Origin of the sequence: Labilibaculum sp. (genome assembly GCF_963664555.1) — a bacterium.
In the GTDB taxonomy this organism is placed as follows: Bacteria; Bacteroidota; Bacteroidia; order Bacteroidales; family Marinifilaceae; genus Labilibaculum.
The window spans coordinates 345,252-364,350 of sequence record NZ_OY761461.1 but is presented as its reverse complement, the minus strand read 5'-3'; the positions used below and the strand labels follow the sequence as shown (position 1 = coordinate 364,350).

The window sequence follows — 19,099 nt, the reverse complement described above, 5'->3', positions numbered from 1 at the left end:
TTAAAACCTCTTATATTATCTATTTTCCTTCTCAATACGAATTCCAACATTCACTATTCCCTTCAATTTCTGATCGTACATTCCCTGAACAATTTCAAACACATATTTTCCTGATCTTGGAAAAACTACTTTTTGTTTAAAAGGAACCTGTAAATCAAAAATATCACCAAATCCGCTTCCATACCAATCACCGGTTTCATCGGCTAATTCAATTTCAACTTTCTCCTCATTAAGCTCATTATCAGGAGATGTTACTCTTACAAACACCCACAAATTACTATAGGCATAATCTCCGGAATTGCGCAGATTAATGAAGATATCATTTGCATGAATCGTATCTGTTATTTCCACTTCAAAACGAAGAATATTTTCCTGATCCCATTCAAAATCAGGAATATTCTCATACTGTTCGTACACTCTGTTTGAATCACAGGAAAGTACAAGAACTCCCAATAATAATGTGCAAAGAACCCTCAACATCTTCATGATTAGGACGGATTATTTTTTCGTGGTTTACGTCGGAATTTACGCTTCGCTTTTTTCGCTGCCGGTTTTTCCACCGAATCGAAACGGTTCAAACTATCCTGACCAACTACATTTTCGTATTCTAAAGTTTTCTTAGGCTCTGCAACAAACTCTGTTACCAATTTATTAACCTTAATGCCCTTTTTATTCTGTTTGATAATGTCTTTAACGGTATCAACCGATAGCTGAACCATATTCATGGTATTGTATTTATCATACGAATACCACATCAGCCTCTTAAAAATATCTGTTTTCTGATGGTAAGCTGTACCATCTTTTGTTTCCAACGGAATATTTGTATTCGGAAAATCTTTTTGAGCATCGATGTAACAATCCAATTCAAAATTCAAACAACATTTAAGCTTACCACATTGACCGGCTAATTTCTGCGGATTTAATGAAATCTCCTGATAACGAGCTGCATTTGTAGTTACCGACACAAAATTAGTAATCCAGGTAGAACAGCAAAGTTCTCTTCCGCAAGGACCAATACCGCCAATTCTTCCAGCCTCTTGCCTTGCTCCAATCTGACGCATTTCAATCCGAATTTTAAACTGCTCGGCAAGCACTTTAATCAATTGACGAAAATCAACCCGATCGTCGGCGATGTAGTAAAAAATTGCTTTGGTTTTATCGCCCTGATATTCTACATCACCAATCTTCATATTGAGTTTTAGCTCTGCAGACAGCTGACGGGCCTTAATCATTGTTTTGTGTTCCAGCGCAATGGCCTCATGCCATTTTTCAATATCCACCGGCTTAGCCTTTCGGTATATTTTTTTTGCCTCGTATGTTTTCGGATTCAGTTTCTGCTTTCGCATTTGCTCTACAACCAAATCTCCTGTTAGCGTAACAATTCCTATATCGTGTCCGGGTGATGCCTCTAAAGCAACAACATCGCCTCTTTGCAGTCTTAATTGATTCGAATTTGAGAAGAATCCCTTTCGGGTATTTTTAAATTTTACTTCAACGATATCCGGACATAACACACTCTCAGGAACATCACTCAACCAATCATAAACATCTAGTTTTCCATACAGAAGTCTATCATCCTTTTTATTGGAAGCACAACCTCCGCACTTCCCTTTTGGTTCCTTATTTTCTGTCATATGTATATTGATTATTAGTCGGTAACCGACCGCAAAAATAATGATTTTAATTTATAAACTTTTAAAGATACTAATTCGCCGAATTAATAGCCTCTTATGGCCTTAATAATTTAACCAGTTTCAAGCTTAGATCGAGAAAAACAATTTTAGCATTGGCATTTCTACCGATATCCGAATGAGCTTTTGAAAGCTCATCAGCAAGAATCCATACGTTTTCCTCATTGATGAAAGGCGAAAATCGCTTGGAAAAATTCATTTCCTCGCCATTCAGAAACACCATTTCAGGCTTTTTTAAATTTAAAATGAAATTCTCGCGCACCATACGAACACAATAGTTTAAAAAACTCTTTTGACGTTCCCGTCCAATCCCGGCAATTTGCTCCGACCAATCCATTATTTCCAACACCTTACGCGCATAGCTCAATCGCATAATAGTAACAAAATTCTCGAAATTAAAAGCGTTTTCATCTGAATTCTGAATCAATATCCGGGCTTTACGATAGCTGCCGCCAGCCAAACGAACCACATTGCTTAACTCGGTTCCCGATAAATTAAATTCGGATGTAAGCGCCTGCGATAAATCTCTGGATTCAATTTTTGGAACTTTTACAATCTGTGTTCTGGAAAGTATTGTCTGAAGAATTTTTTCCGGCTCTTCCGAGACCATTAAAAACAGTGTTTTCTTTGGTGGCTCCTCAATCATTTTAAGCAACTTGTTGGCACAGGACCGATGCATCTTTTCCGGCAGCCAAATCACCATTATTTTGTAATCAGACTCGTAAGTCTTCAGATTTAACTTGCGGATAATTTCATTACTCTCCGAAGAATATATTAAGCCCTGAGAATTGTCAACACCCAGAGTTTGGTACCATTCGCCCAAATCAAAATACGGATCACTTTCAATTTGAGATCTCCAGCTGCCAATAAAATTATCGCTCACCGGATTTGTAAAACCTTTACCGGTTACTACCGGGAACACAAAATGTAAATCGGGATGAATTAATTTTTGATATTTTTTGCACGACGAACAAACTCCACATGAATCATTCTCCTTTTGATCCAAACAGGAAACATATTGTGCAAAGGCAATCGCCAAAGGTAATTTTCCAACTCCGGCCGGTCCAACCAATAGTTGAGCGTGACTAATTCTATTCTCTTTTACTGTTTGTATGAACTGACTCTTTACCGATTCAAGTCCAATTATATCTTTGAATTGCATGAAATTAATTTCGATTCTGTTACAGGCATCCTAATGTCATCAATCACTTAACATTGATTTCCGAGCGATCACTAAAATGCAAAATTAGCTGCAAAAACTCATTAGGCTACCCAAAGTTAAAAAAATATCAGAGTGCTTTGCTAAAAGTAATCATCTAGCAATTAAGAAGTCTCCAAATCTGACGTTTTAGCTCCTATTATTCAAATTTATTTTTTTATGCAATCGTTTCAAAACTAATGCCTCATAACACCTAACCCACTGCATTAATTACAGATACAATAGTTTCCCCTATCTTTTTTGCACTCATTTGCAGAAAAAGCTACCTTTGGATACACGAAAAAAAAACTAAAGACAATTATATCATGCAAAGTATTGACACTTACAATTTTTCAGGTAAAAAGGCTATTATCCGAGTAGATTTCAATGTGCCTTTGAACGAGCAATTCGAAATTACTGACGACACACGAATTCGTGCTGCTCTGCCTACTATCAAAAAAGTATTAGATGGTAATGGTTCTGCTATCCTGATGTCACATCTTGGTCGTCCAAAAGGTGTAGATGAGAAATTTTCATTGAAGCACATTGTTGCTCACCTTACAAAATCGATTGGTGTTGAAGTAAAATTTGCTGATGATTGTATTGGTGAAAGTGCAAAAACTATGGCTACTAATTTAAAGCCTGGTGAAGTTCTTTTATTGGAGAATCTTCGTTATTACAAAGAAGAAGAAAAAGGTGATGAAGAATTTGCTAAAAAATTAGCTGATTTAGCTGACCTTTGGATCAACGACGCATTTGGAACGGCTCACCGTGCACATGCTTCTACTGCTGTTATCGCTAAATTTTTCCCGGAAGCCAAACTTTTCGGATATGTAATGGAAGGCGAATTATCAAGCGTTGATAAGGTATTGAAAGATACCAAGCATCCGTTAACTGCCATTATGGGAGGAGCTAAAGTTTCTTCAAAAATTGAAATCATCCAAACATTAATGTCAAAAGTTGATCATTTGATTATTGGTGGTGGAATGACTTACACTTTTGTGAAAGCAATAGGTGGAACTATTGGAGACTCATTGGTTGAAGATGATAAATTAGAAATGGCCCGAGAAATTCTTCAGAAAGCAAAAGAGAACAACGTGAAACTTCACCTTGCTTCCGATGCTTTAATTGCTGATGCCTTCTCTAACGACGCCAACACTAAAGTGTGTGATGTAAATGCAATTCCTGAAGGATGGATGGGACTGGATGTTGCTGATGCAACTATCGCCAGCTTCTCAAAAGTAATTGAAGAATCAAAAACTATTCTTTGGAATGGTCCTGTTGGAGTATTCGAAATGGATACTTTCGCCAAAGGAACCAAAGCAATTGCTGATGCTATTGTAACTGCTACCGAAAAAGGAGCTTTCTCGTTAATTGGCGGTGGTGATTCTGTTGCTGCAATCAACAAATACGGTCTTGCTGACAAAGTAAGTTATGTTTCAACCGGTGGTGGTGCTTTATTAGAATACATCGAAGGAAAAGAACTTCCTGGAGTAACAGCTATCAGAGGATAATATTATTAAGATATACCTTTCCTTAGGGAAATATGTAACGCAGTTCTGTAATGGAACTGCGTTTTTTATGAAGTCATCAAAGTTAATTTATCAATCTGTCAAGCTATGTCAGGCATAATTTAGCTGTTGATGATCTTGTGCTTATATTTCCATTAACCGACAATGGTCATCAAATAATAAAACATCAGAGAAAGCAACACCTTATTTTATAAAAAATAATTTGCTTTTAAGAAGCAATGTCTTATTACAAATAAAAAAAAGCCCTTTAGGGCTTTTTTTATGACTTATTCTGAGAGGCTTTTCTTTTTCGCTGTGCTTTAAAGTATAGAATCTGACTACGCAAACTCCATAATCCTCCGGCAATAATCGCAAAAAATATCCATTGTTTTCTACCCCATCCTGCATCTCCCAAAAGACCTTTCGACAGCATCAAAACAGACATGACAACTAATAAACTTGTAACAAGTGCTGCCACGTGTCCTATTGCGGCATTCTCATTCTGAATACCTGCGGTACAAAAGTATAGTACAAGGCCAAAAAAAGTAGGAATCAAGGCTGTTAACTGCCAATCTCCTACCTCAAAGTATCTTGCTGTTATTCCAATTAATCCGGCTAATATCAGGATTATAGAATAAACCTTATTGATTTGATATGCATCTTTCATGAGCTTTATTTTTATTTAAATCAAATTAAGACACTAAAATACAAAAACTCATTAATAATCAAAACAGTTTTATCATTTGAATATTACTTACAAATTAGAATGCATAAGAAAGGCCGCCACTCCTGACAGCCTTTCTTGGACAACCTTAAAACTCAACCATGTATTGATTATCGTACCGCTATTACCAAATACTTTGAAGATTTCCAGAATTCAACTGGATCTAGAATTGTAATACCTTCAACTGTTTCAACTCCCTCAACCTTATAAGAGCTGCTTGGATGATTTGTTACAAAACTAATCTTCTTCCCAATTACAGGAATCGTAGTAACTTTGGTGATATCAATTTTTTCAAATTCACTTGTGTTAAAATCCTTGTTAAGAACTGCAGTTTTTCCAATTCCGATAAATCCACCGTCTTTGGTAATTACATTTTTCTCTTGCAGTTCTTTGCTGGTTCCAAATACATAAAAAGCAGTATTTAGTTCATTTGTTGTGTTTTCAATTACTTTAGCTTTGATTTCATTTTCAGTATTCAAAGCCAACACAGTTCCATTCAACTCGCTTACTTGTCCATTCAAGTTGTCAACTTCAATGTTCAATTTTGCTACCTTATCATTCAAAATAATTACTTCACCTTCTTTGGCTTCTAATTCTGTTTTTAAACGATCAGTTAATTTGCGTAGTTTCGAGTTTTGATACCAGCTATTATTTAATTTTTTGTCTAATTCTTCAATTTTCAATTTATTTTGTTCTAACAAATTATTGATTGAAGTTAAATCGCTTGCAATTTTTTGTTTTTGAGATTGATTAGGATTCTCAGAGTTAACTGCAATAATATTTTCCTTTTGCTTAATAATTTCAAGGTTTTCTTCAATTGCATTTAACGATCCAATGAATTCATTAATTGAAGAATCTTTTTCCTGAGCCATTACAGTTAGTTGCTGGTTTTGCTCTCTTAGTTGTTTTAACTCTTTTTGATTACATGAGATAAACATAGGAACAATTAGCAATGCTATAAGAATACGTTTCATAAATTAGTTTTTAGAGATTAGGTTTCATTATTTTGTTTGTACTATATATGTGAATATCATGCCAAGATTTTGTTTCAATACATATAATATAATTTATAATGCTAATTTAAAGATAATCAGACATAAAGATGTTTATTGCCTCTTTGAAACGAATGCACATTTTAAAATTTATAAATTGATTGTGTGGAAAATTTCCCCATTTTTTGGGTATAAAATCCCCAAATACATCCGGAATTCTAATAGAAAAGGCGCAATTAATTTTATAATTGACTAAAAAAATTCTTACTAACTTTAGCTTACCAATTTTAAAATGCACGTTAAAATAAGTAGAACAATTTAAATGGTGACTGAGAATAAAAATAATATAAAGGTTAAAGTTGTTTTAGGGTACATATTTGTGTTCCTGGCTATTCTTGCTTCTGTACTCATAGCCTACCAATCGTATAATAAACTCTTGGATTCTGTTATATACTTATCAAAACCAGATGCTGAGATTGCCAGAATGAACCGAATTTTAACGAATTTATCGGAAGCGGAAAATAAAATAAGAATTTACTCATTAACAAAAAAGGAACGATACCTGGCTAATTATGCCGAGAATATTATAGAAATTCAAAATGATTTGGATTCATTGAGATATTTTAGTGATGATAGCAGTAAATCATTTTTATTAATTGATTCAATGAACTATTTGTTGGAGGAACGTGCCGATAAATTAGAGAAATTTGTTGAATTAAAAAGAGCAAAAGAAAAAGAAAATCTCTCCCAAAAAGCTATGGAGGCGCTCAGTGAAGTTTCTGATGCGGCTAAAACAAAAATTAAGACTACCACAACTACCACTACTTTTTTGGATACAGTCGTTAGTCCTGCTGAAGTAAAGGAAAAGAAGAAGAAAGGATTTGTCGCCAGACTGTTTAGTGGGAAAAAGAATGAGACTAAAATAGATTCCATTGAAACTGTAATTCAACGAACACAAGTGCAGGTTGATACGAGCTATTTGCCACAAGCCGATAGTTTATTAAGAAGTTTGGAGAATATGCTGCTTACAGCTCAGGCCAAAGAACGATTGAACAGAGAGATTGTATCGAATGAAGAATTGCGGTTGGTTGAAGAAAATTCTTTAATGTGGGACAAGATTAAAATTTTATTGCGTCAGTTGGAAAAGGAAAGATTGCAGCAATTAACTCATGAATCGGATAGTGCAAAAGAAATTGCCAGTAATTCAATATTTGTGATTTCTGTGATCATTATTGTTGGATTCGTTCTGGGTATCCTGTTTATCATTTTCATTCTTACCGATATCACCAGGAGTAATTTTTATCGAAAAGAATTAATTGTTGCCAAAGGAAAAGCAGAAAAGTTGGCAAAAGTGAAAGAAGATTTTTTAGCCATAATGAGCCATGAAATAAGAACTCCTCTTAATGCCATTATTGGTTTCACAAATCAGCTAAATAAAACAAAATTAGAAGAGCATCAAGAAGGATTTGTGCGCGTTCTTAAAAACTCATCGACACATTTGCTTGGCTTGGTAAATGAAATTCTTGATTTGTCGAAAATTGAAGCTGGAAAACTACATATTGAAAATATTCTGTTTCAACCTTATTCTCTGGTTTTTGACGTATACGATATTCTGAAAATTAATGCTGAAAACAGAGACATCAATTTTACTTGGGAATACGAAGGTGATTCTCAAATTAATTTAGATAGTGATCCATTTCGGATTAAACAGATTCTATTGAATTTGGGTAGTAATGCCATAAAATTTACGTCAAAGGGGTCTGTTAGAATCAAATCATCGGTTACTCAAATCGAGAAGTACTTTATGTTCGAAGTAAATGTAATAGATACAGGAATTGGAATTGATAAGAATAAATTAGAAACGATTTTTGAAGATTTCAGCCAGGCAGATTCGTTTTCTGCAAGGAAGTATGGTGGAACAGGACTAGGTTTGGCAATTAGCAGAAGATTATCACGATTATTAGGTGGTGATTTGTATGTGGAAAGTAAGCTGGGTGAAGGATCCTGTTTTACTTTGCGAATACCATTATTAGAATCGAAAGAAGTGGCCTCTGAGTATAAAAAATCAAAGGAAGTTCCAAGTACTGATTTTTTAAAGCAAAAATCTTTTTTGGTTGCAGATGATGATCCATACAGTTTGTTACTATTAAAAACTATTTTTTCCAGCTGGGGCCTGCAGGCAGATTTTGTGGACGACGGATCTAAAGCCTTCGATTTAATCAGGCAAAAAGATTACGATCTGATTCTTACAGACATTCACATGCCGGAAATGGGTGGAATTGAGCTGTGTAAAAATATTAGAAAGCTGGAACAAACTCAAAAATCTGAAATTCCAATAATTGCTTTAACCGCAAATGTAAGAGATTCGGATTTAAAACAATATATACAATCGGGAATGACTGAGTGTCTTGTGAAACCGTTCGATGAGGCTATTCTGATGGGAATGCTTCGAGATTTATTTAGTAATGCGAAAGAAGAGAGAATTGAATTAAAAAGTTCTGACAAAACAATGTCGGATGATCTTTTCGACTTAACTCAAATCAAACAATTTACCTCCGATGATCAGGGATTAGTTAATCAGATATTGGAGCAGTTTATTGTCTCGGCAAACGAAAATGTTGATTTATTGAATAAAGCTTTGATTGATAAAAATTATCCGGCAATTGGTGAAATTGCTCATAAGATGCTTTCTTCATTTAACCAGCTTAGGGTTGTAATTGTGGTTCCTATTTTAACGCGGTTGGAAACCATTCTTCATAAAAAAGAAAATGCTGAGCTAAACCACGAAGAGATAAGAGAGTTGGTTGCAACTGTTACTGCCAACACAAATCTAGTAATAACATCTATTCAAGATGATATTCTTGCCTAATTGTATTTTTAAATATTGATTCCGTATTGTTTAATCTTATTGTATAAGGTTTTTCTGTCGATATTAAGCATCCTGGCGGCTTTCGATTTGTTATAGTTCACCTTTCGGAGCGTGGATACAATTAATTCCTTTTCGTTTGCGGCCTGAATTAATTTAAGATTGGAACCTTCCGCAACAAAACTACTATTGGCATTGTCATTTAAGATTTCATTGGGTAAACTGGTTAGTTCTACTTTCTTTTCAGGACTAAGCAAAACAGATCTTCTTATAACATTTCGAAGTTCTCGTAAATTACCGGGCCATGAATAAGATTTGAATTTTTCCAAAACCTCGGAGCTAAATCCTGTGATTTCTTTATTTAACTCATTGTTTGACAATTCGAGAAAATAATTCGAAAACAATTCAATATCTTCAATTCGGTTTCGTAAAGCAGGAACTGTAATTTTAAATTCATTTAAACGATGGTAAAGATCTTCTCTAAAATCTCCATTATTTACTGCTACTGATAAGTCTTCATTGGTTGCGACAACAATCCGCACATCAACATCAATATCTTTGTTGCTTCCAATTCTACGAACTTTACGTTCTTGCAAAGCCCTTAATAGCTTCATTTGAATTTCATAGGATAAATTCCCTATTTCGTCCAGAAACAAGGTTCCTCCCTGAGCTGATTCAAACTGACCTTCCTTATCGTTTATTGCTCCGGTAAATGAACCTTTTATATGACCGAACAGTTCGCTTCCTGCTAAATCTGTAGATAAAGCACCACAATCAACAGCAACAAAAGCCTTCTTTTTTCTTCTACTGTCAAAGTGAATTCTTCGGGCTGCAATTTCTTTTCCTGTACCGCTCTCTCCTTCAATAATAACTGACATATCTGTGGGTGCCACCAATTTAATATATTGGTCAATCTGTAAGGAATTCGGACTTTTTCCATGAACAAATTCAATCACTTCTTTGTTCTGTTTTTCTTTTGAATTTTTAGAGCTCTTAGGAACTTCTGATTTAGCAAGAGCTGAATTGATTAACAAGAGAATTTCATCTGGGTTAAGCGGTTTGGTTACATATTCAAACGCGCCCATTTTTATTGCACTCACAGCAGTTCTTATATCAGCATAAGAAGTCATAATGATAACAGGAACATGTGGATGCATTGATTTTATTTTTTGGAGAAGCTCCAATCCATCAAAATCAGGCAAACGGAAATCACTTAAAACAAGATCAAATTGATTAATCTCCAACTTTTTTAATGCTTCTCCGGCAGAAAACACTGTATCTGCATCAAAGTTTTTACGCTTCAGCAAACCTTGAAGCATCAAGCATATAGTTGGATCATCATCAATTATTAATATCTTTTTCATGCGGAACCTTACCTTTCTTAATGTGTGCTGGTTTCAATCAAAATTACATAAAAAGAGTGGATGAATGAAATGATGCCTCTCATTTTATCATTTATTAAGAAATGTATTTTATTAAGTTAATTAATAGTAGCAAAAGGTCGGATTTCAAAAAAGAGATCCGACCATTCTTTACGTTTTTTTTGAATTATTTATTTTTCTTTGAATCAGCTAATACGAAATCAAGTTGTTTGGCAATCAGATTAGCTTTAGCAACCAAAATTTCAACTTTATCTCCCAATTGATAAATTTTACGATGATTGCGTCCAACAATACAGTAGTTGTCCTCGTCGAATTCGTAAAAATCATCTTCCAACTCACGAATTGAAACCATTCCTTCGCATTTGTTTTCATCCAATTCTACGTAAAAACCCCATTCAGTAACACCTGAAATAGTTCCAACAAACTCTTGACCAATATGTTCCTGCATGAACTCCACCTGCTTGTATTTTATAGATGCCCGTTCAGCTTGTGCAGCTTTTTGTTCCATTTCACTGCAATGTCGGCAATACTCTTCGTACTTCTCTTTATTAACCGATTTAGCACCCGCAAAGTATTTTTCCAGCAATCTGTGAGCCATCATATCGGGATACCTTCTAATTGGCGATGTGAAATGTGAGTAATGATCAAAATGCAACCCGTAATGACCAATATTTACAGTAGAATATTCGGCTTTTGCCATGGAGCGAATCGCTAAAGTTTCCACCAGATTTTGAATGGTTTCACCTTTTACATCGTGCAATAAAGCGTTTAGCGAACTGGATATTGCTCCTGGATTTGTTGTCTTTAAACTGTATCCAAATTTTTGAATAAATTGATTGAAAGTATTTAATTTTTCAGGATTTGGCTGGTCATGGGTTCTGTAAACAAATGTTTTAGCCGTTTTTCCTTTTGGCACTCGCCCAATAACTTCAGCAACACGCTTGTTGGCCAAAAGCATAAATTCCTCAATCAGCTTGTTGGAATCTTTTGATTCTTTAAAATATACACGTGTCGGTTTTCCTGTTTCGTCAATTTCAAATTTTACTTCGAAACGTTCAAAATCAATTGCTCCTTTTTTGAATCTCCTTTTACGCAGCAATTTAGCCAGCTTATCCAATTCAAGAACTTCCTCACTAAAATCTCCTTTTCCAGTCTCAATAATATCCTGCGCTTCTTCATAGGTGAATCTTCGGTTCGAATTAATTACCGTTTTACCAATCCAGGTATTGATCACATCTGCATTCTCATCCATTTCGAAAACAGCAGAAAAAGTTAATTTTTCCTCATTGGGTCTCAGGGAACAAATTCCGTTCGATAAACGTTCCGGCAACATTGGTACAACTCTATCTACCAAATAAACAGAAGTTGCTCTATCAAAAGCTTCCTGTTCAATGATGCTCCCTTTTCTCACATAATGTGTAACATCAGCAATATGAACACCAATTTCCCAATTGCCATTCTCAAGTGCCCTAATAGACAGGGCATCATCAAAGTCCTTTGCATCGTGCGGATCGATGGTAAAAGTTGTAGCCTCTCTGAAGTCTCTGCGAAGAGCAATTTCTTCTTTTGTAATTTCATCAGAAATATCTTCTGCGGCCACGTTTACATTTTCAGGAAAAATATGTGGAAGATCAAACTCAGCCAGAATCGCATGCATCTCAGTGTTATTATCACCGGGTTTACCCAAAACAGTTGTAATCTGACCAACCGGATTTTTCGATTTTTTAGGCCATTCGGTTATTTGTGCAATTGCCTTATCGCCATTTTGTGCACCATTTAACTTTGCCAAAGGAATAAAAATATCGTACGGCATTTGTTTGCCCGATGAAACCAGGAATGCATAGTTTTTAGAAACATCTACGATTCCTACAAAAGTGGTTTTCTTTCTTTTAACGATTTCAACCACTTCGCCTTCGGGTTGCTTGCTTTTTTTACGTGCATACAAGGAAACTTTAACGATATCTCCATGTAAAGCTCTGTTTAAATTTGCCTGCGATACAAAAACATCTTCTTCAATTTCTTCCGAAACGATAAATGCAGATCCTCGGGCAGTCATGTCAACCTTGCCCGTTATGTTGCCGATTTTCGATTTCAATTTGTATTTTCCTGTCGAAATTTCACTTAAAACCTCTAAATCAACCATATCGCAAAGAATTCCGACTACAAGCTGCTTTGTGCCCATGTCTTTAATTCCCAATTCACTTGAAATTTGTTTGTAATTAAGTGTTTTAGTTGGGTTTTGAGCGAATATTCCATCAATTAGTTTTGAAAGACTTTGGCGGTTATGTGCTGGTTTTCCTTTTCTATGTTCTTTTTTATTTTTTTTTGACATTCTTTTAATTTTGTAATACTACTATTGGATTGATCCTGTATGAGCTTATAGTTGAAAGTAATAATAAAAAATATATTTTGATTGTTTAAAACAATATTACATGATTAAGATTTTATAATTAGTCTATAAACTGTATTTATTCTATCCAAATTCGATCAATCTCTATATAATTCTTGTTGTTATTTCCTTTTGTTGATTTTCCTTTACATTCAATGAGGAAGGTGAATGTTTTCAAGTAATCTTGCTGATGACGGCAATCGCAATTCAGGATATTGGATAGAATATTTTATGTCACAAAGATAGTGAAGGAATCTATATAGACAATAAAAAGAGTAGATTATGATTGAATATACAGTTGTATGGTCTGTTTGGACCCCATTTTTTTAAGTTGAAAAGAGTTTTATTCACGTAACTTACTCCTTAAGGAAGTCGGAAATTAGGAGTAAATTGAGTCTATCTATCAGAATTCTAAAGTTATTCGCAAGATATTTTATGGCGAGCAATAATTTTTTATAATTTTACACTCCCAATAGAATTTCGATTATATTACAGTTATGGAAAATAAGTTGTTCATTTATAATACACTAAATCGTAAAAAAGAATTGTTTGAACCCATTAATGCTCCCCATGTTGGGCTGTATGTATGTGGTCCTACGGTATATGGTGATGCACATTTGGGGCATGCCCGGCCAGCAATCACATTCGATTTGGTTTTTCGTTACTTAACGCATCTAGGATATAAAGTACGCTACGTTAGAAACATTACCGATGTAGGACATTTGGTGAATGATGCAGATGAGGGCGAAGATAAAATTGCTAAAAAGGCTCGTTTGGAACAACTGGAGCCAATGGAAATTGTTCAGTTTTTTACCGATCGCTATCACAATGATATGGCTGATTTGAATGTATTGAAGCCAAGTATCGAGCCTCGTGCATCAGGACATATTATTGAACAAATGGAAGTGATTGATAAATTATTTGCGAATGGGTTTGCTTACGAGAGTGAAGGTTCTGTCTATTTTGATGTGAAAGCATACAGCGAAAAATATGACTACGGCAAATTATCAGGAAGAAAAATTGAAGAGCTGCTCTCAAATACACGGGATTTAGAAGGACAAAGCGAAAAGAAAAATAGTTTTGACTTTGCTCTTTGGAAAAAAGCGACTCCTGAGCATATTATGCGTTGGCCTTCGAAATGGAGTGATGGATTCCCTGGCTGGCATTTGGAATGTTCTGCAATGAGTCAGAAATATCTGGGCGCTAAATTTGATATTCATGGTGGTGGATTGGATCTGCAGTTTCCGCATCACGAATGTGAAATTGCTCAATCCACAGGAGCTAACGGACACGAAGCCGTAAAATACTGGATGCATAACAACATGATCACCATCAATGGTCAGAAGATGGGTAAATCATTGGGAAATTACGTGAATTTATCTTCTATGTTTTCGGGAGAGAATGATGTACTGGAACAGGCGTACAGCCCGATGACGGTTCGCTTTTTCATGTTGCAGGCTCATTACCGCAGTCCGTTGGATTTTTCGAACGATGCGCTTCAGGCAGCAGAAAAAGGTTTTAAACGTTTAATGACAGCTGTTGCAACAATAGATAAAATACAAACATCGGATTCCTCTTCCAATTCTGTTGAGGAATTAAAAGCGAAGTGTTACGAGGCATTAAATGATGATTTTAATACACCGATATTAATTGCTCACTTGTTTGATGGCGTGAAGATGATCAATTCATTAGCTGTTGGAAAGGAAACGATTACTGCTTCTGACCTTGCTGTTTTAAAGGATTTGTATCACAATTTGGTGTTTGACGTGTTGGGCTTGAAAGATGAAGGAGATACAGGAGGGAATAATGAAATACTGGATAAAGTAGTTCGTTTGCTGCTTTCGACCCGCGATGAGGCCAAAAAGAATAAAGACTGGGCTACTGCCGATAAAATAAGAGATGAATTGACCAATTTAGGCATTGTTGTAAAAGACACCAAAGATGGTTATGAATGGGAAATCTTAAAATAATACAAACTGTCCTGACTGATCAGGGCAGTTTTTTTATTTTTTAGCTAATTTTAAAGCTTGTAATACTAAAACTAATTGTTGTTTTCACTGATCGTTTTATCCTAAAAGAATTACCATGAATACTCACTCTTTTTTATCGCTTGTTTGTTTTTTGCTGTTAGTCTCGTGTAATGGCAAGAGTGTAAACAATAATAAGTTTGCCGATAAAAACTTTGATGAGCAGACAGAAAAAACGACAGTGATTGTTAATAGTTTGCGCTTAAAACAACCGCATCGGGGTGATTTATATACCATGGGAGGAGATGTTGAAATTGAAATGACTCCCAGAAATAGGGCGGCCGGAATTGATTCTGTTCAGTTTTGGGCTGATGAGACTTTAATTGGAAGTTTGACCGATGAGCCATGGACAATGACTTGGGTTCCTGAGGATCAAAAAATGGGGAAACACGATCTGAAGGTGATGGCTTATCATGAAGACGGGACAATTGGTATTGTTTCCACATTTATAAATTTGAAAACGAATATCCCTCCTGTTGAATATTCATATGAAATAATTAATGAGTTTCCCCACGATAGAGGTGCTTATACCCAGGGATTGTTTTATCATAAAGGATTTCTATATGAGGGAACAGGGCAAAGAGGCGAATCTACTTTGCGAAAGGTAAAACTTGAAAATGGTGAGGCCCTGTCGGTTAAGAATTTAGAGCAGGAATATTTTGGCGAAGGCATTACGTTTTCCAAGGGAAAAATTATTCAATTGACCTGGAATGCAAAAAAAGTTTTTGTTGTTGATCCTGTAACTTTTGAACAGGAGGATACTTTTGAGCCAAATACAACCAATCATCAGGGCTGGGGAATTACATCAGCTAACAATGAGTTGATTCTTTCGGATGGGACAAATGTGCTGACAGTTCTTGATGCTGACAATTATAGCAGGAAGAGAATAATTGAAGTGTATGATAATTCGGGAATGGTAACCAATTTAAATGAATTGGAATATATAAATGGAAAAATTTATGCCAATGTTTGGCTTACCGACCGCATTGTAATTATAAATCCGGAAACGGGAAGAGTGGAAGGAAATTTAAATCTAGGTAAGATTTTAAAACTAGCCGACAAGAGAATATTGATAGAGGGAGATGAGGTATTGAATGGAATAGCTTGGGATTCTATTAATAATCGTTTGTTTGTTACAGGGAAAAGATGGCCTAAACTTTTTGAGATTAAAATAGATAAGAAATAAGCTCTTTTTTTCAACCTGTCCCAATAATAGTAAGTTAAAATTCTCCTGATTTAAGCTAACTTACCAATGATGACAAAAATTATTTTAGCTCCGGATAAATTCAAAGGCTCTCTCACCGGAATGGAATTTTGTGATGCTGTTGAGAGAGGGATCAGAAAACACACTTCTGATGTTGAGATCATCAAACTACCGTTGGCCGATGGCGGCGATGGTACGATTGAAGTCCTGAACTTCTATCTGGAAGGAGAAATGAACTCCATCGAGGTTCACGATCCGCTGCATCGAAAAATTACTGCTTTTTATTTGTATTCTGAAAAGAAGAAGACTGCTTACATTGAGATGGCAGAAGCTTCGGGAATTCGTTTGCTGCAAGGCGATGAGGCAAATCCGATGCTGACAAGCACTTATGGAACCGGCGAATTAATTAAAGATGCGTTGGACAAAGGTGCAGAACACATTATTTTGGGTATTGGCGGAAGTGCAACCAACGATGCCGGTTTGGGCATGGCGCGGGCATTGGGTTATGTCTTTTTCGATGAAAATAATAATGAGTTGAAAGGTGCCGGCCAGGATTTAATTCAACTTTATTCTATTGATCATTCAGTCGCACATCCAAGATTAAAAGGGGTGAAATTCGAAGTTGCCTGCGATGTTGATAATCCACTTTACGGAGAGAATGGGGCAGCTTATATCTATTCTCCACAAAAAGGAGCGACACCCGAAATGGTGCGGGAATTGGATGCCGGTTTACAGCATTTTAACGAAGTAGTTAAAAAACAATTCGAACTCGATTTACAGCAAATAAGTGGTGCCGGCGCAGCAGGCGGATTGGGTGCCGGTTGCATTTTGTTTTTAAATGCAGCCTTGAATCCGGGTATTGATTTAATTAAGAAAGAGGCCAATTTTGATGCACTGATTAAAGGTGCTGGCTGGATAATTACCGGAGAAGGAAAGTTGGATGAGCAAACATTCTCGGGAAAAGTAATCCGCGGTGTATTGGATTCCGTTACTGATCAAAAACTGGCAATTTTTTGTGGATTGCTTGATTTGGATGAGGCAAGAGTAAAAGAAATGAATATCGATTGCCTGTTCGAAGTAAGCAAATACGCTGCAAGCACAGATGATTCTATAAAAAACGCAGGTATTTATCTTGAAAAAGCAACGGAAGATTTTGTCTTAAAGTTTTTGCAATAAACCGGACCACTACTGCTCCGGTAATGGGACTAGTACTAGTCCAGCAGTCGGACCACTACTTGTCCATCAATCGGACTACTACTAGTCCGGGAACCGGTCAGAAAAAATCTTATTTCGCAATATCAAGAATTCCATAGCTTTTCTCTATTGGGATGATTTCCATTGAGTAAGTAGCTTGTTTTGAACAAAAGGGGGTATTTGTGAAGAGTTGTCACCTAATTTGGTGCAAATATCTTCTAACCAAACAGGAAAAGTTGTTTTTTGCATGATGAAGTTTAGTGGTTTTGCATTTTTACCAATATTGTAAATTATAGAATTGTGCTAGGTGGGTGTGAAGATAGAAAACCTTAAATCCATCCTTCTTTCAAAGCTCTTTTAAAGTAGAATATCAAATAGAAAGCTGTCAAAAATAGTATAAGTACAAATCGCACCATATTTTTATCAAATTTAGCCCACAAATAAATACAATATATCCATAGAATCGCTGTTAATACAGATAATACACTTCTTATAGACAAACCTGTATTAGTAGTCATGAAGTCAAGTAAACTATTTATCTCCAGAAAGCTTGCAACGGGTAATAAAATTATCAGTGCCACCAATAGTATATTGGCAATGTAGCAAGTTTTTAAAATAACATTTTTCATTGTCTTATTTTAGCAATTGTTCAGCTAGCGTCTTTCAATTCCCCTCTAGCTTTTTATTCCGCAATATCCAGATTCCCTTTGTTATTTTTGAAGAAAGAATTTTTGGTGTTTCGCAGGCCTTCGTAGCTCTCCAGAATTCCCTTAACGCTGCCAACCAATACTTTTGCTTCCACCATAATTGGAATTCGGTTGTCGTCGTTGCTTAGCCAAACGGTCATGTCTTCGCCGCCTTTAAACATGGTGCCTTCAACCAAAAGGGGCGAGAATTTGAGGCATTCGAAACGTTCGCCTGAATTTGCCTTGATGGTTTCCAATCCGCGATAGCGAATATAGAGGGAGTGAATTTCGTTATCGATCAGCATCGAAATCGGAATTTTATCTCCTTTCTTGTATTTCGAGAAATCGAGATTCCGAACGTAGTACGCAACCGATAAAATATCGAAAGTGCAGGGCTTGTTTTTTAGCGTATCGTGCTTTACAGGCTTATCTCGTTTCTGAATTTGCGACCTAATCTGATTTTTTTTGTAATCAAACCAATACTCGTGATGAGCATCGTATTTGGCTTCATGAGTTCGTCTGTCGAAGTAGAGTGGAGCAAGAGTTTTAGCGTCGGCATAGCAGGTTAATGTGTCTCTAAGCTTAAAAAACCAGTCAAATGCTTTTGTGTTTCGGCCTTCTCCTTTTATTTTGAATACCTCTTTATTTTGAAAATGGTCTTTTTTTACAGACAGTTCAACTTCACCCGCAGCAACCCAAATAAATCCCCAGTTGTAGTAACCTCTGAAAACTAATTTTTCACCCGATTGAAAAGCGAAATTTTTTACCACACATTGTGCATTCAGACCAAATGTCCCCATTAGCAGAATTAGAACCATAATTGTTCTTCTTGAAAAAATACGGTACTTAAGTGAGGCTAAAAATTTCATTCGTGAATTTTCTTGATACTTAATACTTGATCCTTGACACTTGTTCCTTTTTCCTTACTTATTAACCTTGCCAATCTTATTTTCGATTGCTTCTACTTTGGTTTTTAAGCGATTGTGTTTGTTCTTCTGAATATCGATCGTTATAGTAGTATAAACACGTTCTGAATCTTCCGCTAAAAGATCATAACAGCGGTTTACAAGCGCTAAAGCTTCCGGTAACGCATCGGTCTCAATCAGCGTTCCCATTGCTGTTAGCTGGTAGCTAATACCGCTTTCGCGGATCAACTCAATAACCTGACTAACTTGTTTGCTTACGCTATCACCTTTGTCGGTTGGGAAAATAGCAAATTCCAGAAGTACTGACAT

14 protein-coding genes are annotated in these 19,099 nt (G+C 35.8%); 5 read left to right on the top strand and 9 right to left on the bottom strand.

The genetic code is table 11. The annotated features are described in order from the left end of the window. Positions 1-15 precede the first annotated feature (15 nt). From ACKU4N_RS01580 to ACKU4N_RS01570, 3 genes are all read right to left on the bottom strand, one after another. Positions 16-486 carry a gliding motility lipoprotein GldH gene (locus ACKU4N_RS01580; protein WP_321319844.1) on the bottom strand — a complete coding sequence of 157 codons (471 nt, stop codon included), beginning with the start codon at positions 484-486 and terminating at the stop codon, positions 16-18. 2 nt (positions 487-488) lie between these two features. Then, positions 489-1,634, bottom strand: a complete 1,146-nt coding sequence (locus ACKU4N_RS01575) for a PSP1 domain-containing protein (protein WP_101310520.1) — start codon at positions 1,632-1,634, stop codon at positions 489-491. Positions 1,635-1,728: 94 nt separating this feature from the next. Continuing rightward, positions 1,729-2,853 carry a DNA polymerase III subunit gene (locus ACKU4N_RS01570; protein WP_321319843.1) on the bottom strand — a complete coding sequence of 375 codons (1,125 nt, stop codon included), beginning with the start codon at positions 2,851-2,853 and terminating at the stop codon, positions 1,729-1,731. Positions 2,854-3,215: 362 nt separating this feature from the next. Between ACKU4N_RS01570 and ACKU4N_RS01565 the strand changes: the two genes are divergently transcribed. Continuing rightward, on the top strand, positions 3,216-4,403 hold the full coding sequence (locus ACKU4N_RS01565; RefSeq protein ID WP_321319842.1) for a phosphoglycerate kinase: 1,188 nt from the start codon (positions 3,216-3,218) through the stop codon (positions 4,401-4,403). 277 nt (positions 4,404-4,680) lie between these two features. On the opposite strand, the gene ACKU4N_RS01560 is transcribed toward ACKU4N_RS01565, so the two are convergent. Together ACKU4N_RS01560 and ACKU4N_RS01555 are read right to left on the bottom strand one after the other, a co-directional pair. Continuing rightward, entirely contained in the window at positions 4,681-5,067 is a 387-nt protein-coding gene (locus ACKU4N_RS01560; protein ID WP_321319841.1) for a hypothetical protein, read from the bottom strand. Positions 5,068-5,234: 167 nt separating this feature from the next. Next, positions 5,235-6,098, bottom strand: a complete 864-nt coding sequence (locus ACKU4N_RS01555; RefSeq protein ID WP_321319840.1) for a Cbp1 family collagen-binding glycoprotein adhesin — start codon at positions 6,096-6,098, stop codon at positions 5,235-5,237. A 340-nt stretch (positions 6,099-6,438) separates the two neighbouring features. Here ACKU4N_RS01555 and ACKU4N_RS01550 point away from each other — a divergent pair, with 340 nt between their 5' ends. Then, on the top strand, positions 6,439-8,985 hold the full coding sequence (locus tag ACKU4N_RS01550; protein ID WP_321319839.1) for an ATP-binding protein: 2,547 nt from the start codon (positions 6,439-6,441) through the stop codon (positions 8,983-8,985). Positions 8,986-8,993: 8 nt separating this feature from the next. Here ACKU4N_RS01550 and ACKU4N_RS01545 read toward each other — a convergent pair whose 3' ends face one another. Both ACKU4N_RS01545 and rnr read right to left on the bottom strand, forming a co-directional pair. Next, a complete protein-coding gene (locus ACKU4N_RS01545; RefSeq protein WP_321319838.1) occupies positions 8,994-10,346 on the bottom strand; it encodes a sigma-54-dependent transcriptional regulator in 1,353 nt (450 codons plus the stop codon). Positions 10,347-10,530: 184 nt separating this feature from the next. Continuing rightward, positions 10,531-12,696 (bottom strand): ribonuclease R, encoded by a 2,166-nt coding sequence (gene rnr, locus ACKU4N_RS01540; protein WP_321319837.1) that lies wholly within the window; start codon positions 12,694-12,696, stop codon positions 10,531-10,533. 554 nt (positions 12,697-13,250) lie between these two features. On the opposite strand from rnr, the gene cysS reads away from it, so the two are divergent. From cysS to ACKU4N_RS01525, 3 genes are all read left to right on the top strand, one after another. Beyond that, positions 13,251-14,723, top strand: coding sequence for a cysteine--tRNA ligase (cysS, locus tag ACKU4N_RS01535; protein ID WP_321319836.1), 1,473 nt, complete (start codon positions 13,251-13,253; stop codon positions 14,721-14,723). A gap of 115 nt (positions 14,724-14,838) precedes the next feature. Next, complete coding sequence (locus tag ACKU4N_RS01530) at positions 14,839-15,966, top strand: glutaminyl-peptide cyclotransferase (protein WP_321319835.1); 1,128 nt, start codon at positions 14,839-14,841, stop codon at positions 15,964-15,966. Between the two features lie 66 nt (positions 15,967-16,032). Further along, on the top strand, positions 16,033-17,160 hold the full coding sequence (locus ACKU4N_RS01525; RefSeq protein ID WP_321319834.1) for a glycerate kinase: 1,128 nt from the start codon (positions 16,033-16,035) through the stop codon (positions 17,158-17,160). A 700-nt stretch (positions 17,161-17,860) separates the two neighbouring features. Here ACKU4N_RS01525 and ACKU4N_RS01520 read toward each other — a convergent pair. Both ACKU4N_RS01520 and ACKU4N_RS01515 read right to left on the bottom strand, forming a co-directional pair. Continuing rightward, entirely contained in the window at positions 17,861-18,733 is an 873-nt protein-coding gene (locus ACKU4N_RS01520; protein WP_321319833.1) for a DUF3108 domain-containing protein, read from the bottom strand. Positions 18,734-18,787: 54 nt separating this feature from the next. Further along, positions 18,788-19,099, bottom strand: coding sequence for an MTH1187 family thiamine-binding protein (locus ACKU4N_RS01515; protein WP_124994163.1), 312 nt, complete (start codon positions 19,097-19,099; stop codon positions 18,788-18,790).

Bases quoted from the DNA above. Each gene is read 5' to 3' on its own strand.
- ACKU4N_RS01555 (WP_321319840.1), bottom strand. From the start codon at position 6,098: ATGAAACGTATTCTTATAGCATTGCTAATTGTTCCTATGTTTATCTCA.
- ACKU4N_RS01545 (WP_321319838.1), bottom strand. From the start codon at position 10,346: ATGAAAAAGATATTAATAATTGATGATGATCCAACTATATGCTTGATG.
- ACKU4N_RS01520 (WP_321319833.1), bottom strand. From the start codon at position 18,733: ATGAAATTTTTAGCCTCACTTAAGTACCGTATTTTTTCAAGAAGAACA.
- ACKU4N_RS01580 (WP_321319844.1), bottom strand. From the start codon at position 486: ATGAAGATGTTGAGGGTTCTTTGCACATTATTATTGGGAGTTCTTGTA.
- ACKU4N_RS01550 (WP_321319839.1), top strand. From the start codon at position 6,439: ATGGTGACTGAGAATAAAAATAATATAAAGGTTAAAGTTGTTTTAGGG.
- ACKU4N_RS01515 (WP_124994163.1), bottom strand. From the start codon at position 19,099: ATGTCAGTACTTCTGGAATTTGCTATTTTCCCAACCGACAAAGGTGAT.
- ACKU4N_RS01530 (WP_321319835.1), top strand. From the start codon at position 14,839: ATGAATACTCACTCTTTTTTATCGCTTGTTTGTTTTTTGCTGTTAGTC.
- ACKU4N_RS01525 (WP_321319834.1), top strand. From the start codon at position 16,033: ATGATGACAAAAATTATTTTAGCTCCGGATAAATTCAAAGGCTCTCTC.
- ACKU4N_RS01570 (WP_321319843.1), bottom strand. From the start codon at position 2,853: ATGCAATTCAAAGATATAATTGGACTTGAATCGGTAAAGAGTCAGTTC.
- ACKU4N_RS01565 (WP_321319842.1), top strand. From the start codon at position 3,216: ATGCAAAGTATTGACACTTACAATTTTTCAGGTAAAAAGGCTATTATC.
- ACKU4N_RS01560 (WP_321319841.1), bottom strand. From the start codon at position 5,067: ATGAAAGATGCATATCAAATCAATAAGGTTTATTCTATAATCCTGATA.
- ACKU4N_RS01575 (WP_101310520.1), bottom strand. From the start codon at position 1,634: ATGACAGAAAATAAGGAACCAAAAGGGAAGTGCGGAGGTTGTGCTTCC.
- cysS (WP_321319836.1), top strand. From the start codon at position 13,251: ATGGAAAATAAGTTGTTCATTTATAATACACTAAATCGTAAAAAAGAA.
- rnr (WP_321319837.1), bottom strand. From the start codon at position 12,696: ATGTCAAAAAAAAATAAAAAAGAACATAGAAAAGGAAAACCAGCACAT.